The sequence below is a fragment of the Streptomyces sp. NPDC088762 genome, assembly GCF_044750905.1.
Taxonomy (GTDB): Bacteria; Actinomycetota; Actinomycetes; order Streptomycetales; family Streptomycetaceae; genus Streptomyces.
The window spans coordinates 61218-81910 of sequence record NZ_JBIVKT010000015.1; the positions used below are offsets into that span (position 1 = coordinate 61218).

Consider the following 20693-nt stretch of genomic DNA (forward strand, 5'->3'; position numbering starts at 1 on the left):
TTCGGATGCCTTCTGGGGTGGTCGTGCGGCGGGTCAGAGACGGCAGGCGTGGATCGAGGTGGTGAGGATCGCGCGCGCGCCGAGCTCGTACAGGTCGTCCATGATCCGCTGGGCTTCCTTGGCGGGGACCATCGCCCGGACGGCGACCCAGCCCTCGTTGTGCAGCGGGGAGACGGTCGGCGACTCGAGGCCCGGGGTGAGGGCGACCGCGCGCTCCAGGTGCTCGGCGCGGCAGTCGTAGTCCATCATCACGTAGCTGCGGGCGACCAGGACGCCCTGCAGGCGGCGCAGGAACTGCTGGGCCTGCGGGTCGTCGGCGTCGGTGCCGTTGCCGCGGATCACGACGGCCTCGGAGGTGAGGATCGGCTCGCCGATGACCTCGAGGCCCGCGTTGCGCAGGCTGGTGCCGGTCTCGACGACGTCCGCGATGATCTGGGCGACGCCCAGCTGGATCGCGGTCTCCACGGCGCCGTCGAGGTGGACGACGGAGGCGTCGATGCCCAGGTCGGCGAGGTGCTTGGCGACGATTCCCTCGTACGAGGTCGCGATCGTCATGCCGTGGAAGTCCTGGGGGCCCTTCGCGGTGCCGGGCTTGGTGGCGTAGCGGAAGGTGGAGCGGCCGAAGTTCAGCGGCAGGATCTCCTCGGCGGAGGCCCCGGAGTCGAGCAGCAGGTCACGGCCGGTGATGCCGATGTCGAGCTTGCCCGAGGAGACGTAGATCGCGATGTCCTTGGGGCGGAGGTAGAAGAACTCCACCTCGTTCTCGGGGTCGACGACCACGAGCTCCTTGGACTCCTTGCGCTGGCGGTAGCCGGCCTCATGGAGCATCGCCGACGCCGGTCCGGAGAGTGAACCCTTGTTGGGGACGGCGATGCGCAGCATGGGTCTTCCTTTGGTGCGTAGATGCGTGATTGCGGAAGTGGGGTGTTCGGACCGGGCTCAGAGGTGCTTGTAGACCTCGTCGAGGGAGATCCCGCGCGCCACCATCATCACCTGGACGTGGTAGAGCAGCTGGGAGATCTCCTCGGCGGCGGCTTCCTTGCCCTCGTACTCGGCGGCCATCCAGACCTCGGCGGCCTCCTCGACGACCTTCTTGCCGATGGCATGGACGCCCTTGCCGACGAGCTCGGCGGTACGGGAGGTGGTGGGGTCGCCGTTCGCGGCCTTGAGCTGGAGCTCCGAGAAGAGCTCTTCGAAGCTCTTGGGGGATCTGTTCGCCATGATGTCCATAGAGTACGGGTTCACCCGGCGCCCGCGGCGCCAGGGTTCACTCCGTGGACTACCGCCAGGGTTCGCTGACCGTACGCAGGGTCATGGCGGTGGAAACGGCGGCGGTGACCGCTTCGTGCCCCTTGTCCTCGTTCGACCCCTCGAGTCCGGCGCGGTCCAGCGCCTGCTCGTCGTTGTCGCAGGTCAGCACGCCGAAGCCGACGGGGACTCCGGTGTCGATCGACACCTGCACCAGGCCCTGGGTGACGCCCTGGCAGACGTAGTCGAAGTGCGGGGTGCCGCCGCGGATGACGACGCCGAGGGCGACGATCGCATCGTAACCACGACCGGCGAGCACCTTGGCCACGACCGGGAGTTCGAAGCTGCCGGGGACGCGCAGCACGGTCGGCTCGTCGATGCCCAGCTCGTGCAGGGCCCGCAGGGCGCCGTCGACCAGTCCGTCCATGACCTTCTCGTGCCACTGGGCCGCGATCACGGCGACCCGGAGGTCGCCGCAGTTCTTCACGCTCAGTACGGGTGCGCCCTTGCCGCTCACAGCTCTGCTCCTCGGTGGTGGTGTGGTGTGACGTGTGGGATGTGGGGTGTACGTGGTTACTGGTTGCCGCAGGCGGACGTGGTCACGGCAGCCTCCAGCCAGGGCAGGTCGTGGCCCATCCGGTCCCGCTTGGTGCGCAGGTACCGCAGATTGTGCTCGCCCGCCTCCACGGGCATCGGCTCCCGGCCGGAAACCTCGATCCCGTGCCGTACGAGGGCGGCGGCCTTGTCGGGGTTGTTGGTCATCAGCCGGACGCTGCGGACGCCGAGGTCGGCGAGGATCTGCGCGCCGGCCCCGTAGTCGCGGGCGTCGGCGGGCAGGCCCAGTTCCAGGTTGGCGTCGAGGGTGTCGCGGCCGAGCTCCTGGAGCTCGTAGGCGCGCAGCTTGGACAGCAGTCCGATGCCGCGGCCCTCGTGGCCGCGCAGGTAGACGACGACGCCGCGGCCGGCGGCCTTGATCCGTTCCATGGAGGCGTGCAGCTGGGGGCCGCAGTCGCAGCGCTGGGACGCGAAGATGTCGCCGGTCAGGCACTCGGAGTGCATGCGGACCAGGACGTCCTCGCCGGCGTCGCCGCGGCCGATCTCGCCGTGGACGAGGGCGATGTGCTCGACCCCGTCGACGGTGGAGCGGTAGCCGTACGCAGTGAACTCGCCGAAGGCGGTCGGCAGGCTGACCTCGGCCTCGCGGCGCACGGTGGGCTCGGCGGAGCGGCGGTAGGCGATCAGGTCCTCGATGGAGATGATCGTCAGGCCGTGCTTGCGGGCGAAGGGGATCAGCTCGGGCAGGCGCAGCATGACGCCGTCCTCGCCGGCGATCTCCACGATGGCGCCCGCCGGGCGCAGGCCCGCGAGGCGGGCGAGGTCGACGGCGGCCTCGGTGTGGCCGTTGCGGACCAGGACGCCGCCGGGCCTGGCGCGCAGCGGGAAGATGTGGCCGGGGCGGACGAAGTCGGCGGGCTCGCTGGCCCCGCTCGCGAGCAGCCGCAGGGTGGTGGCGCGGTCGGCGGCGGAGATGCCGGTGCTGACGCCGTGGGCCGCGCTCGCGTCGACGGAGACGGTGAAGGCGGTCTGCATCGACTCGGTGTTGTTCTGGACCATCTGGGGCAGTTCGAGCCGGTCCAGCTCCGAGCCCTCCATGGGGGCGCAGATCAGGCCGCGGCACTCGCTCATCATGAAGGCGATGATCTCGGGGGTGGCCTTCTCGGCGGCGATGACGAGGTCGCCCTCGTTCTCGCGGTCCTCGTCGTCGACGACGACGATGGGCCGGCCCGCGGCGATGTCGCGGATGGCCTGCTCGACGGGGTCGAGACGGAAGGTCTCTTCGGAAGCGTCGAGGATGTCGGGCACGGGCTTGAGGGAGGTCATGCCGTTGCTCCTTCCAGGGCCGGGGCGGGGGCGGTGCGCGAGCGGAGCCACCAGTCGCGCATGCCCCACAGGACGAGCGCGCCGTAGATGACGTAGACGAAGCCGGAGAACGCGTAGCCGTTGGCGAAGTTGAGGGGGACGCCGACCAGGTCGACCAGGAGCCAGGCGAACCAGAACTCGACCATGCCGCGCGACTGGGCGTACATGGCGACGACGGTGCCGACGAAGATGTAGGCGTCGGGCCAGGGGTCCCAGGACAGCGCGGGGTAGGCGGTGAACAGCAGGGCGACCGCGACGGTGCCGAGGGCTGCGGCTCCCACCAGGACGCCGCGTTCGCGCCAGGTGGCGAAGCGGACCGCGAGGCCGCCGTCCTGGGCCTGCTTCCGGCCGCGGTTCCACTGGGCCCAGCCCCAGGCGGCGACGAGCATGACGACGACCTGCTTGCCGGCGCTGCCGGACAGGTGGCCGGCGGCGAAGGCCACGAAGAGGATGACGCCGGAGAGGAACTGGGCGGGCCAGGTCCATATGGAACGCCGCCAGCCGAGGGCGAGGGCGATCAGACCGATCGTGTTGCCGATCATGTCGGACCACTTGATGTGCTGGCCGAAGGCGGTGAAGGCTTCGGAGTTCAGCGAGTTCAGCGAGTTCAGCGTGTTCACCGCCCCGCCTCCCGGTCCGCGCCGAGCAGGCGCTCCACGTACTTGGCGAGGACGTCGACCTCGAGGTTGACCGGGTCGCCGGGCTGCTTGATGCCGAGCGTGGTGAGCGCGAGGGTGGTGGGGATGAGGCTGACGGTGAACCAGTCGGCGGCGGCTTCGACGACGGTGAGGCTGACGCCGTCGACCGTGATGGAGCCCTTCTCGACGACGTAGCGCGAGAGGTTCGCCGGGAGGGCGACCTTGACGATCTCCCAGTGCTCGGAGGGGGTCCGGGAGAGGATCTCGCCGGTGCCGTCCACGTGCCCCTGGACCAGGTGGCCGCCGAGCCGTCCGCCGAGGGCCATGGGGCGCTCCAGGTTGACCCGGGAGCCCTCGGTGAGGGCGCCGAGGCTGGAGCGGTTCAAGGTCTCCTGCATGACGTCGGCGGTGAACTCGCCGTCGGCGGTCTCCACGACCGTCAGGCAGACGCCGTTGACGGCGATGGAGTCGCCGTGCTTGGCGCCCTCGGTGACGACGGGGCCGCGCAGGCGGAAGCGGGAGGCCTCTTCCAGCTGCTCGACGGCGGTGACCTCGCCCAGTTCTTCGACGATTCCGGTGAACACTTCAGTGCTCCTTGAGGGCTGTGTGGACGGAGGGGGCCGTGGGGACGGCGGTGATGCGGATGTCCGTGCCGATGCGGACGGTCTCGGTGATGTCGAGCCGGAGCGCTTCGGTGAGGGTGGCGATGCCGGCGTCGGCGAGGGCGGCGGGGCCCGCGCCGAGGAGGACCGGGGCGAGATAGCCGACGACCTTGTCGACGGCGCCCGCGGCGACGAAGGCGCCCGCGAGGGTGGGGCCGCCTTCGAGCAGGACGGAGCGGATCCCGCGCCGGTGCAGTTCGGCGAGGAGGGCGTCCACCGAGATCCCGTACTTGTCGTGCGGGAGTCGGGCCAGCTCGACCCCGGCGAGGTGGCGGGTGGCCGCCTCGTCGAGGTCCTGTGCGACGGCGATCAGGGTGGGCGCGGCCCCGTCCAGGACGCGGGCGCCGGGCCGGATGGTGGCGTGGGTGTCGAGGACGACGCGCAGCGGCTGGTCGGCGGCTGCGAAGCCGGCGATTCCGCGGACGGCGAGGTGCGGGTCGTCGGCGCGCAGGGTGCCGGAGCCGACGACGACGGCGTCGGACTCGGCGCGCAGCCGGTGGACGTCGGCGCGGGATTCCGGGGAGCTGATCCAGCGGCTGGTGCCGTCGGCGGCGGCGATCCTGCCGTCGAGGGTGGCGGCGTACTTCCACAGGACGTAGGGGCGGCCGAGGCGTACGGAGGTCAGCCAGGCGGCGTTGCCGGACTCGGCCTCGTCCGCCAGCAGTCCGGCGGAGGTGTCGATCCCGGCGGCGCGCAGGGTGGCGGCGCCCCCGCCGGCCTCCGGGTTCGGGTCGGAGACGGCGTAGACGACGCGGGTGACGCCGGCCTCGACGAGGGCCTGGGCGCAGGGCCCCGTACGGCCGGTGTGGTTGCAGGGTTCGAGGGTGACGTAGGCGGTGCCGCCGCGGGCGGCCGCCCCTGCCGCGCGCAGGGCGTGGACCTCGGCGTGCGGGCCGCCGGCGCGCTCGTGCCAGCCCTCGCCGACGATCGTGCCCGCGGCGTCGGTGATGACGCAGCCGACGACCGGGTTGGGGCGGGTGGAGCCGAGGCCGCGGGCGGCGAGCTCGATGGCTCGGCGCATGGCGCGGGTACCCGCGTCGGGTGCTGCGTGCGCGGCGTGTGTCGCCACCGGGTCCTCCTGCCTCATCGGGCACGGACTCCGGGGCCTGTCGGGATACGACAGATGAAGCGGTACAGCTCACACGGGGGCGCCGAGGCCGGAAAACGGTCCGATCGGGCATATCCGTGGGGATACGCCGATGAACCGCCGACGGCGGCGTACCGGTGACTGGCCCGCCGCGCACTGCCTCCCATCCGGACTTTAACCGTCGGTCCAGGAATCTCACCTGGTCAACCGGCCGCTGGCTGCGGACGGGTCGCGGACTATAACCGCCGGTTCGGAATTACACCGACCCCGGAGTGCGCTGCTACTGGTACTGAAGCCAGTCTGCCACGGGTGATCGGCGGCCATGAGGGTGAGGGGCTGTGGCCTGGCTCACATGGGGGCGCCTTCCGGACTCCACGGGGGCCGGCTCGGGGCTCCGCCAGGGGGCGGCTCGGGGCTTCAGCCGGGGGTGCGATCCGGGACTCCGTCCGCCGGCCGGTTCGAGGCTCGGCCGGCACCCTCCGGGGCGCGACCCGGGGCCTTTTCGGGGACTCGGTCAAGTGAGCCGTGGATGGTCCAGACCTATTGACGGGTTGGTCTAGTCCTCTTAACGTTCCCTTCATCTTCTCCCGGGAACAGCCCGTCAGATGTGCGCACGTCACGGGCCAACAAGCGCCACCCTTCTGCATGTTGTGTCCTGTTGTGTCCTGCCATCCTCCCCTCCCCAGGAGGCACAATGCCGTCCCCCACACGTACGAGAGCGATGCTCCTGGCATCCGGCGCCGCAATCGCCGGACTGCTGGTGGGCGGGCTCTCGGCGGGCGTCTCGCACGCGGCCGACAACGAGTCGTGCCGCCCCGACGGGCTGTACAGAACGGCCGGCGCCGACGTCCCGTACTGCTCGGTCTACGACTCCGAAGGCCGCGAGAAGATGGGCGCCGACCACCAGCGCCGCGTCATCGGATATTTCACGGGCTGGCGCGACGGCAGCAACGGCGAGCCCGCCTACCTCGCGAACAACGTCCCGTGGTCCAAGGTCACCCACCTGAACTACGCCTTCGCCCACGTGGGCGCCGACAACAAGATCTCCGTCGGCGCGGACAACGCGAACAACGCCGCCACCGGAAAGACCTGGCCGGGCGTCGCGGGCGCCGAGATGGACCCGGCCCTCCCGTACAAGGGCCACTTCAACCAGCTGACCAAGTTCAAGAAGCAGTACCCGAACGTCAAGACGCTGATCTCGGTCGGCGGCTGGGCGGAGACGGGCGGCTACTTCGGCGACGACGGCAACCGCGTGGCCTCCGGCGGCTTCTACTCGATGGCCACCAACGCCGACGGCTCGGTCAACCAGGCCGGCATCGACACCTTCGCCGACTCCTCCGTCGCGTTCATCCGCAAGTACGGCTTCAACGGCGTCGACATCGACTACGAGTACCCGACCACGATGAAGGACGCGGGCAATCCGCTGGACTGGCAGCTGTCCAACGCGCGGCGCGCCGGCCTGGTCCAGGGCTACGCGGCCCTGATGAAGTCGCTGCGCGAGAAGCTCGACCGCGCGGGCGCCGCCGACGGCAGGCACTACCTGCTCTCGGTCGCCGCCCCCTCCTCCGGCTACCTGCTGCGCGGCATGGAGACGTTCCAGGTGCAGAAGTACCTGGACTACGTCAACATCATGTCCTACGACCTGCACGGCGCCTGGAACGAGTACGTCGGCCCCAACGCCTCGCTCTTCGACGACGGCAAGGACGCCGAACTGGCCGCCGCCGGCGTGTACTCCACCTCCCAGTACGGCGGCGTCGGCTACCTCAACACCGACTGGGCCTACCACTACTTCCGCGGCTCCATGCCCGGCGGGCGCATCAACATCGGCCTGCCCTATTACACCCGCGGCTTCAAGAACGTGCAGGGCGGCACGGACGGCCTGTGGGGCAAGGCCCCCGCGACCAGCTGCCCGGCCGGCGCGGGCCTGACCAAGTGCGGTGACGGCGCGGTCGGCATCGACAACCTGTGGCACGACAAGGACACCAACGGGGCCGAGTCCCCGGCGGGTTCCAACCCGATGTGGCACGCCAAGAACCTGGAGAAGGGCGTCGTCGGCGACTACGTCACGAAGTACGGCTTCCCGGCGAACACGGCGCTGACCGGCACCTACGCCCGCAAGTACGACTCCACCCTGGTGGCGCCGTGGCTGTGGAACGCCCAGAAGAAGGTCTTCCTGTCCACGGAGGACGAGCAGTCGGTGGCCGCCAAGGCCGACTACGTGGTGCACAAGGGCATCGGCGGCACGATGGTCTGGGAACTCGCGGGCGACTACTCCTACAACGCGGCCAAGGGCCAGTACGAGATGGGCGACACGCTCACCTCCCTGATGTACGACAAGTTCAAGGCGGCCTCGCCGTACGGCGCGAAGAAGGCGGGCGCGGCGCTGCCCGCCCAGGCCGTGGACATCAAGACGGAGTTCACCGAGTTCAAGCTGGGCGACTCCAACTACCCGATCACCCCGAAGCTCAGGATCACCAACAACACGAAGGCGACGCTGCCCGGCGGCACCGAGTTCCAGTTCGACTACGGGACCTCCGCCCCGGCCAACGCCTCCGACCAGTCCGGCTTCGGCACGAAGGTCATCAGCAGCGGCCACACCGGCGCCAACGTCGGCGGCCTCAAGGGCGACTTCCAGCGGGTCTCCCTGAAGCTGCCGGCCTGGCAGACCCTGGCCCCGGGCGCCTCGGTCGACCTGGCGTTCAACTACTACCTGCCGGTTTCCACGCCCTCCAACTGGACGGTGAACATCTCCGGCACCACCTACGCACTGGCCGGGGACCTGGCACGCGGCACCACGGTGACGGAACCGGGCGGCACCCAGCCGCCGACCACCCCGCCGACCACTCCCCCGACCACGCCGCCCACCACCCCGCCCCCGACGGGCGGGACCTGCACCGGCCCGGCGTACGTGGCCGGGACCGTGTACAACAGCGGCAGCGTCGTCTCCCACAAGGGCCACACCTGGAAGGCCCAGTGGTGGACGCAGAACGAGGAGCCCGGCACCACGGGCGAGTGGGGCGTCTGGAAGGACCAGGGGGCCTGCTGACCACCCGACGGGTGAAGCCCTGACGTGAGGACCCGGTGGCCCGGTCGGCCACCGGGTCCCCGTGCGTGCGCCCGCGGGCATGCCCCGCACATGCCTGCGGGCAGGCCCGTACGGGTGGCCGTACGGGCCCTCGTAGGCTGCTCCGGTGAGCACCCATGTCACCGCAGCCGTAGCGGACTTCGAGGAACACCGGCCCCGGATGTTCGGCATCGCCTACCGGATGCTCGGCTCCGCCGCCGAGGCCGAGGACACCGTCCAGGAGGCCTACCTGCGCTGGAGCGCCGCCGACCGCAGCGACATCGACCACCCCGGGGCCTGGCTCGCCAAGGTCGTCACCCGGCTGTGCCTCAACAGCCTCACCTCGGCCCGGGCCCGGCGCGAGGAGTACGTCGGCCCGTGGCTGCCGGAACCGGTCCTCACCGGGGACGGGGCGCTGGGCCCGCTGGAATCGGCGGAGCAGCGGGAGGGCGTGTCCATGGCCCTGCTGGTGCTGCTGGAGCAGCTCACGCCGGCGGAGCGGGCGGTGTACGTGCTGCGCGAGGCCTTCGCGTACGGCCACCGGGAGATCTCCGAGCTGCTCGACCTCACCGAAGCCAACTGCCGCCAGCTCCACCGCCGGGCGGCGGCCCGGGTCGCGGCGGGCTCCCCGAAGCCGCGCTTCACACCGGACCCGGCGCAGTGGCAGGGCCTGGTGGATTCCTTCCTGACCGCGGCGCGCAGTGGGGACCTGGCCCGGCTGGAGGGCCTGCTGAGCGCCGACGTGCGCTACGTGTCGGACGGCGGCGGGGTGGTCAACGCGGCCAGGCGGCCGGTCGTCGGCCGGAACAACGTGGCCCGCTTCGCGATCGGAGCGCTGGGGAAGTACGTGGCGGGTGTGCCGCTCACCGTCGCGGAGGTCAACGGATCGCCCGCGCTGCTCTTCGGCGAGATCGGAGTCCTGGTGGTCGAATTCGAGAACGGCCTGGTCAGCGGCCTGCGCGCGGTGGTCAATCCGGAGAAGCTGGAATTCCTGCGGCGGCAGCTGTCACATTCCTGAGGGCTGTCCGGTCTGCGCTGGTGAACGCATCCGCATCAGGAAGGACGGACACCATGAGCACCATCCTCGTCACCGGAGGCACCGGAAACCTCGGCTCGCTCGTCACCGAGCGGCTGAGGGCGGCGGGCCACGAGGTCCGCGTCCTGAGCCGGCGCGCCCCGGACCACCCCGTCGATCTGCGGGACGGCAGCGGGCTGGACGCGGCGATGGCGGGCGCGGAGGTGGTCGTGCACTGCGCGAGCAGCCCGCGCGGGGGTGACGAGGCGGCCGCGCAGCACCTGATCGACGCCGCCCGCCGGGCGGAAACCGTCCGGAACATCGTCTACATCTCGATCGTCGGGGTGGACGAGGTTCCCCTGGGTTACTACCGGACGAAGCTCAGGGTGGAGCGGATGCTGGAGGAGTCAGGGCTGGGCGTGACGATCCTGCGCACGACGCAGTTCCACGACCTGGTCGCGCAGGCGGTCGACATGGCGGCGAAGCTGCCGGTCGTGCCGCTGCCGAAGGGGGTGCGCGTCCAGCCGATCGCCGTCGAGGAGGTCGCGGACCGCATGGCGGAACTGGCGGTCCCCGCTCCTTCGGGCCGCGTTGCGGACATGGGCGGCCCGGAGATCCACACCCTGCCCGAACTGGCCCGCACCTACTTGAAGGCCACGGGCCGCAACCGCCGGCTCCTCCCCGTCCCCCTGGCGGGCAAGGCCTACGCGGGCTTCCGCCGGGGCGGCAACCTGACCCCGTCCCACGCGTCGGGCCGCGGCACGTTCGCGCAGTACGCGGCGGGGCGGGCGCCGGGCCGCTGACGGTGGGGGCGTCCGGCCCTCACCCCCCGAACAGCACCTCCTGCGCCGCCTCGCGGGCCGCCTCGCGGGCGCCCGACAGGATGGCCGAGCCGCCCAGGGTCGTGGCGCGGACCGCGGTCGGGACGGGGATCAGGGCGCTCAGGCGGTCGGCCACGCGGGCGGCCAGGGCGGGGCCGCCCGCGCGGCCCAGTTCGCCGCCCAGGACCACGCAGCCGGGGTCCAGTACGGCGGCCACCGCTGCCGCGCCCACCGCGAGGCGTTCTGCCAGGGCTTCGAGGAAGGGCTCGCCGGCGGCTCCCGCCACCGCGTCCTCCGCCGGGCCGGCGAAGCCGTGTTCCGCCGCCAGGGCCGTGACGGCCTCGCGGCCCGCCAGGGCGTGGAAGCCGCCCCCGCAGTCGGTGGCAGAGGGGAGGGCTCCGGTGCCCGGGACCGGGAGGAAGCCGATCTCGCCCGCCCCGCCGGAGGCGCCCCGGCGCAGCCGGCCGTCCAGGACGACTGCGGCGCCCACCCCCGCCCCGAGCCACAGCAGGACGAAGGAGTCGAGGTCGCGCGCCACGCCCAGGCGCTGTTCGGCGAGGGCGGCCAGGTTGGTCTCGTTCTCGACGACCACCACGGCGGGCAGGCTCCGCTGCAGGGCGGTGACGAGGTCCCGGTGCCAGGCGGGCAGGCCGGTGGTGTCGCGGAGTTCGCCGGTGGCGGGGTCGACCAGGCCGGGGGCGCCGATGACGACGGTGTGCAGGGCCTCGGCGCCGACCTCGCGGGCGGTGCGCAGCAGGGCCGCCACCGCGTCCTCGGGGGCTCCGACGGGGAGGGCGGCCTCGGCCAGGGGGTGGCCGAGGAGGTCGGTGACGACGGCGGTGACGCTGTCGGTCCGTACGTCGAGGGCGGCCAGGTGGGCCCGGCGGGCGATGATCCCGTACAGCTTGGCGTTGGGGCCGCGCCGCTGTTCCCCCGATTCCCCGACGACCTCGACCAGGCCGGCCTCGGTGAGCCGGTCGACGAGGTCGGCGACGGAGGGGCGGGAGAGGCCGGTCATGGTCTTGAGCTGGGTGGCCGTCAGCGGGCCCGACTCCTGGAGGAGTCGCAGGGCCAGGCGGTCGTTGAGGGCGCGGGCCGTGCTCGGCGAGGCGGGGGACGGCGGCGCCGGGGTGGGGCCGGAGGCGAGGGCAGGGGTCACGGCGCCATCCTAAGGACTCTTATCCATTAACCATCAGGCAGGCTCCCTGATAGTTTATCTGCATGACCGGGGAAACAGACCTCAGCCCGGCGCGCCTGCGCCATGCCCGTTTCGCGATCGCAGCCGTCTTCTGCGCCCACGGCGCGGTCACCGGCTCCTTCGCCACCCGTATCCCCTGGATCCAGGAGCACGCCCAGCTCGGCGCCGGCACCCTGGGTCTCGCCCTCGCCTTCCCCGCGCTGGGCGCGGCGCTCGCGATGCCGCTGGCCGGACGGATCAACCACCGCTTCGGGGCCCGCGCCGCGCTGCGCGCGCTGCTGGCGCTGTGGACCCTCTCCCTCGTCCTGCCGAGCCTCGCCCCGAACCTGCCGACGCTCTGCTTCGCCCTCTTCGTCTACGGAGCGACCTCCGGCATGTCCGACGTGGCGATGAACGCGCTGGGCGTGGAGACCGAGAACCGGCTGCGGCGCTCGATCATGTCCTCGCTGCACGGCATGTGGAGCGTGGGCGCGCTCCTCGGCTCGGCGGCCGGTACGGTCGCCGCGCACGCGGGGGCCGACGCTCGGCTGCACCACCTGATCGCCGCGTGCGCGCTGACCGCGGCGGGGCTGCTCGCCGTACGGGGGGTGCTCGACCTGAAGGCCGCCGCGGACGCCGAGGCTCCGGCGCACTTCGCGCTGCCGCCCAAGTCGGCGGTGCTCATCGGGGCGATCGGGTTCTGCGCGGTCTTCGCGGAGGGCGCGAGTCTGGACTGGTCGGCGGTCTACCTGCGGGACGTCCTGGACACCGACGCCGGACTGGCGGCGGCCTCCACCACGGCCTTCGCGCTGACCATGGCCGTCGCCCGGCTCGCCGGGGACCGGGTGGTGGACCGGTTCGGGGCCGTGCGCACGGTCCGGGCGGGCGGGGTGCTCGCCACGGCGGGCGGGCTGCTCGTGGTGACGGCCCGGCATCCCGCGGCGGCGATGGCCGGCTTCGGCCTGATCGGGCTCGGCATCGCGGTGGTGGTCCCGCTGGCCTTCGCGGCCGCGGCGCGCAGCGGGCCGGCTCCGGCACAGGCCATCGCGGGCGTCGCGACGATCACCTATACGTCGGGGCTGATCGCGCCCTCTGCCATCGGCGCCGTGGCGGACGCGACCTCGCTCGTGGTCTCCTTCGGGCTGGTCACCCTGCTGGCGTTCGCGCTGGTGGCGGGGGCGTCCGTACTGCGGCAGAAGCCGTCCGGGCCGGGCGCCGGCCAGGCCGGCCGGGACGAACCGGCCACCATCCGGCCGTAGGACATCGCGGGCCGCCGTGCGGCCCCGGGAGGGCACGGACACGCCTCGTTGACGCGTGCGTTGACGGGGTTTCGCCCGAACCGGGGAAGCGTACGGCCAAGTTCCCCGGATCCGGGCCGGTCCCTGCGACCCTGCCTCCCATGGAAGCGGTGCTGGCGCGGATGCGCGCCCTGGACGAGCGGCTCCCGCCGCAGGACGGTGTCGCCGTCTTCAACCGGGTCTACCTGACGGTCACGGAGGCCCTGGACCGGCGGATCGTGCGCGGCGACTTCCCGGTGCCCCGGCGGGCCGAGACGCTCGGCGTGCGGTTCGCGGAGCGGTACCTGGCGGCGGTGGAGGCGGACCGCGCGCCGGCTTGCTGGCGCCCCCTGCTCCAGTACCGCCGGCATCCCGGGATCCATCCGCTGCAGCACGCCCTGGCCGGGATCAACGCGCACATCGGGCACGACCTGGCCGTCGCGGTGGTGTCCACCTGCCGGGCCCTGGACTGCGAGCCCGCCGCCCTCGAGGCCGACTTCGACCGGGTGGGCGACACCCTGGTCGCCCTGGAGGAGCGCATCCGGGAGGACCTGATGCCCGGTCCGGACCTCCTGGAGATCGCGGACCCGCTGACCCACCTGGTCGGCTCGTGGAGCCTGGACCGCGCCCGCGCGGGCGCCTGGGCGGCGGCCCGGATGCTGTGGACCCTGCGCCGCTCCCCCGAGCTGGCGGAGGAGTTCCGCGCATCCCTCGACGCCGGTGTCGGCCTGGTCGGCCGCTGCCTGCTGACCCCCACCGGCATGAGGTCCCGGTGCGATCTGGTGGGTTCACTCCGTACGGTGGCCGGGTGACCGGATTCGCCACCCTGCGGCTGCGCACCAGAAGGCCGCGGGTGTCCGCGTCCCGCAGCCGCCTCCCCCCACGCGGGAGCTGTGGTGTCCGGATCCGGAGTTCCACCCGCACGAGCCGCTGCCCGCCGTGATGCCCCGCCTGATGCGGGCCCCGGCGGACGGGGAGCTCTCGGCGTGCCCGTTGTGCGGGGCGGACCGTGGCACGACGACGTGGAGCGACGGGTACTTCACCCACCGGCTGTGCGCGGCATGCGGGGTGAGCCTGGGCCTGCGGGACTCGTACGCGCCCACGACGGCCGGTGTGCGCGGGACCCGCTGGAAGCTCGTGTGGGAGCGGGCGGTGTGAACCGCACGGCATGGGAACGGGCCGCCGCCGCGCTCGTGGCGCGGGGGCGGCCCGTGGTCACGGGGGCCGGCGGGGGTCACCCGTCCGTGGCCGTGGGGAGGGTCAGTCCTCCGGGAGTTCGACCGGGGCGATCTCGTCGTAGACGTCGCCCGGGCCGGGGTTGGTGGCGTCCGTGGAGCCGCCGAGGTGGTGCATGACGCCCCAGACGGCGTTCAGGGCGGTCTGGACGGCGCCCTCGGCCCAGCCGGCCGTCCAGGAGATGTCGTCGCCCGCGAGGAAGATGCCGCGCTTGTCCTCGGGGAGGCGGTCCTGCATGAAGTGGGTGAACAGGCGGCGCTGGTAGCGGTAGTGGCCGGGGAGGTTGGCCTTGAACGCGCCCATGAAGTAGGGCTCGTTCTCCCAGGACACGGTCACCGGGTTGCCGATGATGTGGCGGCGGATGTCGACCTTCGGGTAGATCTCGCCGAGGGACTTCAGCATGACCTCCATCCGCTCGTTCGCGGACAGCGGCAGCCACTTCAGGCTGTCGTCGCACCAGGTGTAGGACAGGCAGATGACGGCCGGCTGGTCCGGGCCGTTGTCCAGCAGGTACGTGCCGCGGGTCATGCGGTCCGTGAGGGTCATCGACATGACGTCGCGGCCCGTCTCCTCGTCCTTGTCGAGCCAGAAGGGGCGGTCGACCGGGATGAAGAGCTTGCTGGACTCCATGTAGTGGGTGCGCTCGATCGCCGTCCAGTGGTCGATCGGGAAGAGCGTGTCATCGCAGGCGATCTTCGACAGGAGCATCCAGGACTGGGCCGTGAAGATCGCGGCGCGGTACGTACGGATGTCGCCGGAGGCGTCGGTGACCGTGATGCGGTTGCCGGCCGTGCGGTGCAGGCGGGTCACCGCCGGGCGCGGGGTGCCCTCGTGCAGGGAGGACAGCGAGGTGCCCTGGGCCCAGTGGACGATCTTCTCGGGCTCGCGCTCCCACAGGCGCAGCGGGAGCTGCTGCGAGCCGCCGACGATGCCGCGGTGGTGGTCGTCGGCCTCGGTGTAGACGACGCGCAGGATCTCCAGGATGGAGTTCGGGAAGTCGGTGTCCCAGCCGCCGGTGCCGAAGCCGACCTGGCCGAAGATCTCGCGCTTGCGGAAGGACTGGAAGGCCTCGGACTTGCAGAGGAAGCCGTAGAAGGTCTCGTCGTCGAGCTTCTCGACGAGCTTCGCCCATATCTCGCGGATGCGCGGGACGTCCCGCTCGCGCATCGCGGTGTTCATGTCGGAGAAGTCGGCGCCCTCCTCCAGGCAGGCGTTCCACGCGGCGGACACGTCGCGGTAGACCTGCGGGAGGTCGGCGATGGTCTCGGCGTAGTGGGTCTCGCCCTTGAGGTCGACGACCGTGGAGGGGGTGGACTCGGCGAGCGGGTTCGGGAAGGGCTCCGTGACCAGGCCGACGAGGTCGATGTAGTGCTGGAGGGCGGTGGAGGACGGCGGGAAGCGCATGGCGCCCATCTCCGCGGTCAGGCCCTCGGTGCCGGCGCCCTCGAAGCCGACGGTGCGCAGGCGGCCGCCGATCTGGTCGGCCTCGTAGACGACGGGCTTGAGGCCCATCTTCATCAGCTCGTAGGCGGAGATGATGCCGGACAGTCCGCCGCCGATGACGGCGACCTCGGTGCCGTGCTCGGTGGCCGGTATCTGGCCCAGGCCCGCCGGGTGGGCGAGGAAATCGTCGTACGCGTACGGGAAGTCCGGGCCGAACATGGTGATCGGCGGCTGTCCGTCGCTGTGCGGGACGGCGGTGGTGGGCACCGTGGACGTCATGGGGGTACGTCTCCTTGCGGGCAGGGCAGGGCGGGGCTGGGCAGGGCGGGCCTGGGGAGGCCGGGAGGGTCAGACGAGGGAGGCGTAGAGCCCGGGGCGGCGGTCGCGCAGGTACGGGTTGGTCGTGCGCGACGCGTGCAGCAGCTCGGGGTCGGCCTCGCCGAACACCAGCTCCTCGCCGCGGCCGGCCCGGGTCCGGGTGACCCCGTCGGGGCTCGCCAGGCAGCTGAGTCCGACGAACTCGAACTCGCCTTCCGGGCCGGTGCGGTTGACGTACGCGATGTACATCTGGTTCTCGAAGGCCCGTACGGGGACGAGCTGTTCGGCGACGAACTGGAACGGGTGCATCTGCGCGGTCGGCACCAGGAGGAAGTCGGTGCCGGCGAGCGCGTGGGCCCGGACGGTCTCGGGGAACTCCACGTCGTAGCAGATCATGATGCCGATGCGGAGACCCCCGAGGTCCGCCTGGACGACGGGGACGTCGCCGGGGGTGAAGGCCTCCTGCTCGAAGCAGCCGAACAGGTGCGTCTTGCGGTAGTTCGCCAGGCGCTCGCCGTCGGGGCCGATGAGCTGGGCCGCGTTGTACACGGCGTCGCCCGACCGCTCGGGGTAGCCGTACAGGACGGCGACCCCGTGGCGGCGGGCGATCTCGCCGATGGCGCGGGCGGACATGCCGTCGGCCGGTTCGGCGAGGCCGGCGATGTCCTGGGGGGCCAGGGCGTAGCCGGTGAGGAACATCTCCGAGGTCACGAGGAGCCCGGCCCCGCCCTGTGCGGCGCGCGATGCGGCCTCTTCGAGCGCCTTCAGGTTCTCGGCGGTGTCGCCGAGCCGTCCGGAGCTCTGGAGGAGGGCGGTGCGCAGCGGGGGCATGGACAACCTCTGTGGCAGGAGGGGAGGGGGTCCTAAGACGGTACGTTCGGGCGTTCGACCCGGACAAGCCGTGACCGTTGCGCTGCGCGCATCGATTCGTTGCGTGTTCCCGGGTGGGTGCGGTGATTCGTTGCGCGGGGCGCCGCGGGGCTCTCCGGGTCCCCCTCAGGCGCCCGTGCGGAAGGCAGGGTGTGCGGCCAGGAACCGTAGATCGTCGAGTATGTCGGGGGTGTGGTCGGAGACGACGCGGCCGCTCCAGGTGTCGACGAGGGCGGGGACGGTCAGCGGGCCGTCGAAGTGGTGGCCGGCGGCCTCGTAGGCGTGCCGCAGCGCGGTGTCGTCCGCGCCCGGGCCGAGGACGGTGGCGGGGACCGCGTCCGCGAGCCCCTCCGCGGCCAGGGCGGCGGCCACCCGGAGGGAGCGGGGACAGCCGGCGGAGAGGTAGAGGCGGTAGCGGCGCGGGACGGGCGAGAACCCGGCGCCGATGCGGCCGCGCAGGGCGGGGGCGGGACCGGTGGGGGGCAGGACGGTGTGCGACATGGCTCTCCTGGGGCGTACGGGTGTGCCCCTCGGGCGCCGCGGGCGGCGCCGGGGCTGCGGACGGGTTCGGGCGGGCTCGGGCGGCGTCGTCGCGGCGTCGGGGCGCGTTCGGGCAGCCCATGACGGGCCGGCACCGCTTCGGCCGAGGCGCCGGCGCGGCGTGCGCCGGGGCTCGTGGCCGAAGCCGTACGGGGCCTGCCGACGGGGCGGCCGCCGGGCCCGGGCTCGTGGCGAGGGGCGTGCGGGCCCGGCCGAGGCGGCGCGGGGGACGCCGAGTGCGCTCCGGCTCGTGGCCGACGGCGTGCGGGTCAGCCGCGGAGGGCGGAGGCGCTGCAGACGCGCAGGAGGTCGATGTGCAGGCGCCGGGTCAGCCACCAGCGGCGAAGGGTCCGCGCCCCCGCTTCCGCCGTCCTGGCCTCGTCCACCGGTACCGGTCCCCGTCCCTCATGTGCGCCCCGTCCTGCGGTGGTTACGCTTCCCGCTGGGGGCGCCGGCCAATCCTGGTCGTTCGCGCCGCCGCGCACCGACCGAAGGAGCTCCGCACCGATGTCCGCCGAGGTACTCGACAATCCGGTCTGGGCCGCGCTGAACGGGCCGCACCGCCGTTTCGCCGAGCACGGGCCGGCGGGGCTGGCCGCCCGCTACACCCTGGACACCACCCCGTTCGCCGGGCTCGGCGATCCGGAGGATCCGCGGGCCTGGGCGGATCTGGCCGAGCTGGCGGGGCCCGGGGAGGAGGTCTGGCTGACGGGGCTGCCGACGCCGCCGCCGGGGTGGGAGACGGTGCTGAACCTGCCGGGTGTCCAGCTGGACGGGCGGGCGGTACGGGCCGAGGCGGCGCCGGAGGCGGTGGTGCTGGGGCCCGGGGACGTGCCGGAGATGCTGGAGCTGGTCGGGCTGACCCGGCCGGGGCCGTTCCTGGACCGGACGGTGGAGCTGGGCACGTACCTCGGGATCCGGCACGAGGGGCGGCTCGTCGCGATGGCGGGGGAACGGATGCGGCCGCCGGGGTGGTCGGAGATCAGCGCGGTGTGCACGCATCCGGAGCACCGGGGGCGGGGGCTGGCGGCCCGGCTGATACGGGCGGTGGCGTGGGCGGTGCGGGAGCGGGGGGACGTGCCGTTCCTGCACGCGGCGGCTTCCAACACGTCCGCGGTGCGGCTCTACGAGGCGATGGGCTTCACGCTGCGGCGGCGGCCGGTCTTCGTGGGGCTGCGGACCCCCGCCAAGGAGGCGTGACCGCCGGGAGGGCGCCGGCGAGCCCGGAAGGGCCCGGCCGGGCCGGATCTCCCTAGGCAGGTGCGCCGGAAGTGAAGCGGCGCAGTAGGGGGGAGAGGACCAGGACCGACTTGGTGCGTTCCACGAAGGGTTCGCCGGCGATGCGTTCCAGTACGCGTTCGAAGTGCCGCATGTCGGAGGCGAAGACCTGGACGAGGGCGTCCGCGTCGCCGGTCACGGTCGACGCGGACACCACCTCGGGGTACCGCTCCAGTCCTCGCCGGATGTCGTCCGGCGAGGTGTTGTGGCGACAGTAGATCTCGATGAAGCCCTCGGTCTCCCAGCCCATCGCGGCGGGGTCGACGCGGACGGTGAAGCCGGTGATGGCTCCCTCGGCCCGCAGTCGGTCCACGCGCCGCTTGACGGCGGGGGCGGAGAGGCCGACCTCGGAGCCGATGTCCGCGTAGGAGCGGCGGGCGTCCTCGGCGAGGGCGTGCACGATGCGTTCGTCGAGATCGTTCAGTCGCACTGCGGGTGGATCACTTTTCTGCTGTGGCCAGTGTGGAACGGCGCATGCCGTACAGGAAGTAGACCACGAGGCCGACGGCCATCCAGACACCGAACGCGACCCACGTGGCCGTCGGCAGGCTGTACATCATCCAGCCGCAGGCGATGAAGCCGAGGATCGGCGTGACCGGGAACAGCGCCACCTTGAAGGTGCGCGGCAGGTCCCGCTTGGTGTAGCGCAGGATGACGACGGCGACGTTGACCAGGGCGAAGGCGAACAGCGTGCCGATGCTGGTCGCGTTGGCCAGCTCACCCAGGGGGATGAAGGCCGCCAGGGCGCCGCAGAAGAGGGAGACGATCACCACGTTGGCGCGCGGGGCGCCGCTCTTCTCGTCGACCTTGGCGAAGACCTTGGGGACGAGGCCGTCGCGGGACATCGCGAAGAGGATGCGGGTCTGGCCGTAGAGGACGGCGAAAACGACGGAGGCGATGGCGACGACCGCGCCCGCCGCGAGGACGACACCCCAGATGCTGGTGCCGGTGACGTCGGTCATGATCTGGGCGAGCGCGGCCTCGGTGCCCTCGAAGTCCTGCCACGGCATGGCGCCGACGGCGACGAAGGCGACGAGGACGTAGAGGACGGTGACGATGCCGAGCGAGAGCATGATCGCGCGGGGGAGGTCCTTCTTCGGGTCCTTGGCTTCCTCACCGGCGGTGGAGGCGGCGTCGAAGCCGATGTACGAGAAGAAGAGGGTGGAGGCGGCGGCGCTGATGCCGGTGATGCCGAGCGGCGCCAGCGGGGCGTAGTTGCCGGACTTGATGCCCATGACGCCGATGCCGATGAAGAGCACCAGCGTGACGATCTTCACGGCGACCATGATCGTGTTGACCCTGGCGCTCTCCTTGGCGCCGCGCATCAGGAAGACCATGGCGAGCAGGACGACGACCAGCGAGGGCAGGTTGATCCAGCCTCCGTCACCCAGCGGGTTCGAGAGGGTCTCGGGGATCGTGAAGCCCACGGTCCCGTCGAGGAGTTCGTTGAGGTACTGGCCCCAGCCGACGGCGACGGCGGCGACCGAGACGGCGTACTCCAGGACCAGGCACCAGCCGCAGACCCAGGCGATGAACTCGCCCATGGTGGCGTAGGAGTACGAGTACGAGGATCCGGACACGGGGACGGATCCGGCCAGCTCCGCATAGGAGAGGGCCGAGAAGAGGGCGGTGAGGCCCGCTATGACGAAGGAGATCGTGACGGCCGGGCCGGCCTTGGGTGCGGCCTCGCCGAGGACGACGAAGATGCCGGTGCCCAGGGTCGCGCCGATGCTGATCATCGTCAGCTGCCACATGGTGAGCGAGCGGCGGAGCATGCCGCCCTCGCCCTGACCGCCCTCGGCCACGAGCTGCTCGACCGGCTTGCGGCGGAGGAGCGGGTGCGCGGGCCTGCGGGGCTCGGTCGTGACGGGTGGCGCCTGGCCGTGGTCGAGCACGAAGGACTCCTTCTTCACTGCGGATGGGGACTGACAGGCGTCGACCGCAGCGGTCCGGAGCAGGAGCAGGCATGGGCCTGGGCATGGGGGGACCGCCGAGCAGGCGGTCCGCGCCACTCCACGTACAGCGAGTGAGCCTACGAGCTGAGGGATGGTGCCCGTAATGCACCATCCTTGCACATTGGCGCACGATCGTTGCGCGGA

20 protein-coding genes and 1 riboswitch are annotated in these 20693 nt (G+C 72.1%); of the genes, 7 read left to right on the forward strand and 13 right to left on the reverse strand.

Annotation, left to right across the window (positions count from 1 at the left end):
- Positions 1 to 33 precede the first annotated feature (33 nt).
- The 7 genes from hisG to ribD are packed head-to-tail and all read right to left on the reverse strand — an operon-like array spanning position 34 to position 5555.
- Entirely contained in the window at positions 34 to 882 is an 849-nt protein-coding gene (gene hisG / locus ACIP5M_RS27930) for an ATP phosphoribosyltransferase (protein ID WP_401201850.1), read from the reverse strand.
- A 57-nt stretch (positions 883 to 939) separates the two neighbouring features.
- Positions 940 to 1221, reverse strand: coding sequence for a phosphoribosyl-ATP diphosphatase (locus ACIP5M_RS27935; protein ID WP_401201851.1), 282 nt, complete (start codon positions 1219 to 1221; stop codon positions 940 to 942).
- 58 nt (positions 1222 to 1279) lie between these two features.
- On the reverse strand, positions 1280 to 1765 hold the full coding sequence (gene ribH, locus ACIP5M_RS27940; RefSeq protein WP_401201853.1) for a 6,7-dimethyl-8-ribityllumazine synthase: 486 nt from the start codon (positions 1763 to 1765) through the stop codon (positions 1280 to 1282).
- Positions 1766 to 1821: 56 nt separating this feature from the next.
- Complete coding sequence (locus tag ACIP5M_RS27945) at positions 1822 to 3129, reverse strand: bifunctional 3,4-dihydroxy-2-butanone-4-phosphate synthase/GTP cyclohydrolase II (RefSeq protein WP_401201854.1); 1308 nt, start codon at positions 3127 to 3129, stop codon at positions 1822 to 1824.
- Positions 3126 to 3770 (reverse strand): nicotinamide riboside transporter PnuC, encoded by a 645-nt coding sequence (locus tag ACIP5M_RS27950; protein WP_401202052.1) that lies wholly within the window; start codon positions 3768 to 3770, stop codon positions 3126 to 3128. Before ACIP5M_RS27950 ends, ACIP5M_RS27945 begins: the two co-directional genes overlap by 4 nt.
- A gap of 14 nt (positions 3771 to 3784) precedes the next feature.
- Complete coding sequence (locus ACIP5M_RS27955) at positions 3785 to 4390, reverse strand: riboflavin synthase (protein ID WP_401201856.1); 606 nt, start codon at positions 4388 to 4390, stop codon at positions 3785 to 3787.
- A 1-nt stretch (position 4391) separates the two neighbouring features.
- Positions 4392 to 5555: a bifunctional diaminohydroxyphosphoribosylaminopyrimidine deaminase/5-amino-6-(5-phosphoribosylamino)uracil reductase RibD gene (ribD, locus tag ACIP5M_RS27960; RefSeq protein ID WP_401201858.1), complete on the reverse strand. Its 1164-nt coding sequence runs from the start codon at positions 5553 to 5555 to the stop codon at positions 4392 to 4394.
- 149 nt (positions 5556 to 5704) lie between these two features.
- A riboswitch (FMN riboswitch) is annotated at positions 5705 to 5835 on the reverse strand.
- 414 nt (positions 5836 to 6249) lie between these two features.
- On the opposite strand from ribD, the gene ACIP5M_RS27965 reads away from it, so the two are divergent.
- From ACIP5M_RS27965 to ACIP5M_RS27975, 3 genes are all read left to right on the forward strand, one after another.
- Entirely contained in the window at positions 6250 to 8601 is a 2352-nt protein-coding gene (locus ACIP5M_RS27965) for a chitinase C-terminal domain-containing protein (protein WP_401201859.1), read from the forward strand.
- Between the two features lie 145 nt (positions 8602 to 8746).
- The gene (locus tag ACIP5M_RS27970) at positions 8747 to 9637 is read left to right on the forward strand and encodes an RNA polymerase sigma-70 factor (RefSeq protein ID WP_401201861.1); all 891 of its coding nucleotides are present in this window, start codon (positions 8747 to 8749) and stop codon (positions 9635 to 9637) included.
- Between the two features lie 53 nt (positions 9638 to 9690).
- Positions 9691 to 10437, forward strand: coding sequence for an SDR family oxidoreductase (locus ACIP5M_RS27975; RefSeq protein ID WP_401201862.1), 747 nt, complete (start codon positions 9691 to 9693; stop codon positions 10435 to 10437).
- Between the two features lie 19 nt (positions 10438 to 10456).
- Here ACIP5M_RS27975 and ACIP5M_RS27980 read toward each other — a convergent pair whose 3' ends face one another.
- Positions 10457 to 11614 carry an ROK family protein gene (locus ACIP5M_RS27980; RefSeq protein WP_401201864.1) on the reverse strand — a complete coding sequence of 386 codons (1158 nt, stop codon included), beginning with the start codon at positions 11612 to 11614 and terminating at the stop codon, positions 10457 to 10459.
- A gap of 62 nt (positions 11615 to 11676) precedes the next feature.
- On the opposite strand from ACIP5M_RS27980, the gene ACIP5M_RS27985 reads away from it, so the two are divergent.
- The 3 genes from ACIP5M_RS27985 (at position 11677) to ACIP5M_RS27995 (ending at position 14067) form a co-directional block, all read left to right on the forward strand.
- Complete coding sequence (locus ACIP5M_RS27985; RefSeq protein WP_401201866.1) at positions 11677 to 12891, forward strand: MFS transporter; 1215 nt, start codon at positions 11677 to 11679, stop codon at positions 12889 to 12891.
- Between the two features lie 140 nt (positions 12892 to 13031).
- Positions 13032 to 13721: a DUF5995 family protein gene (locus ACIP5M_RS27990; protein ID WP_401201868.1), complete on the forward strand. Its 690-nt coding sequence runs from the start codon at positions 13032 to 13034 to the stop codon at positions 13719 to 13721.
- A gap of 127 nt (positions 13722 to 13848) precedes the next feature.
- Entirely contained in the window at positions 13849 to 14067 is a 219-nt protein-coding gene (locus tag ACIP5M_RS27995) for a hypothetical protein (protein ID WP_401201870.1), read from the forward strand.
- Positions 14068 to 14169: 102 nt separating this feature from the next.
- Here ACIP5M_RS27995 and ACIP5M_RS28000 read toward each other — a convergent pair whose 3' ends face one another.
- The 3 genes from ACIP5M_RS28000 to ACIP5M_RS28010 all read right to left on the reverse strand — a co-directional run bounded on the left by ACIP5M_RS28000 (position 14170) and on the right by ACIP5M_RS28010 (position 17277).
- Positions 14170 to 15867, reverse strand: coding sequence for a flavin monoamine oxidase family protein (locus tag ACIP5M_RS28000; protein ID WP_401201872.1), 1698 nt, complete (start codon positions 15865 to 15867; stop codon positions 14170 to 14172).
- Positions 15868 to 15936: 69 nt separating this feature from the next.
- A complete protein-coding gene (locus ACIP5M_RS28005) occupies positions 15937 to 16737 on the reverse strand; it encodes a carbon-nitrogen hydrolase family protein (RefSeq protein ID WP_401201873.1) in 801 nt (266 codons plus the stop codon).
- A gap of 165 nt (positions 16738 to 16902) precedes the next feature.
- Positions 16903 to 17277 carry a hypothetical protein gene (locus ACIP5M_RS28010; protein WP_401201875.1) on the reverse strand — a complete coding sequence of 125 codons (375 nt, stop codon included), beginning with the start codon at positions 17275 to 17277 and terminating at the stop codon, positions 16903 to 16905.
- A 546-nt stretch (positions 17278 to 17823) separates the two neighbouring features.
- Here ACIP5M_RS28010 and ACIP5M_RS28015 point away from each other — a divergent pair.
- The gene (locus ACIP5M_RS28015; protein ID WP_401201876.1) at positions 17824 to 18516 is read left to right on the forward strand and encodes a GNAT family N-acetyltransferase; all 693 of its coding nucleotides are present in this window, start codon (positions 17824 to 17826) and stop codon (positions 18514 to 18516) included.
- A gap of 52 nt (positions 18517 to 18568) precedes the next feature.
- Here ACIP5M_RS28015 and ACIP5M_RS28020 read toward each other — a convergent pair whose 3' ends face one another.
- Both ACIP5M_RS28020 and ACIP5M_RS28025 read right to left on the reverse strand, forming a co-directional pair.
- Positions 18569 to 19024: an Lrp/AsnC family transcriptional regulator gene (locus ACIP5M_RS28020; protein WP_007262967.1), complete on the reverse strand. Its 456-nt coding sequence runs from the start codon at positions 19022 to 19024 to the stop codon at positions 18569 to 18571.
- Between the two features lie 10 nt (positions 19025 to 19034).
- Positions 19035 to 20489 carry an amino acid permease gene (locus ACIP5M_RS28025; protein ID WP_401201878.1) on the reverse strand — a complete coding sequence of 485 codons (1455 nt, stop codon included), beginning with the start codon at positions 20487 to 20489 and terminating at the stop codon, positions 19035 to 19037.
- Positions 20490 to 20693 lie beyond the last annotated feature (204 nt).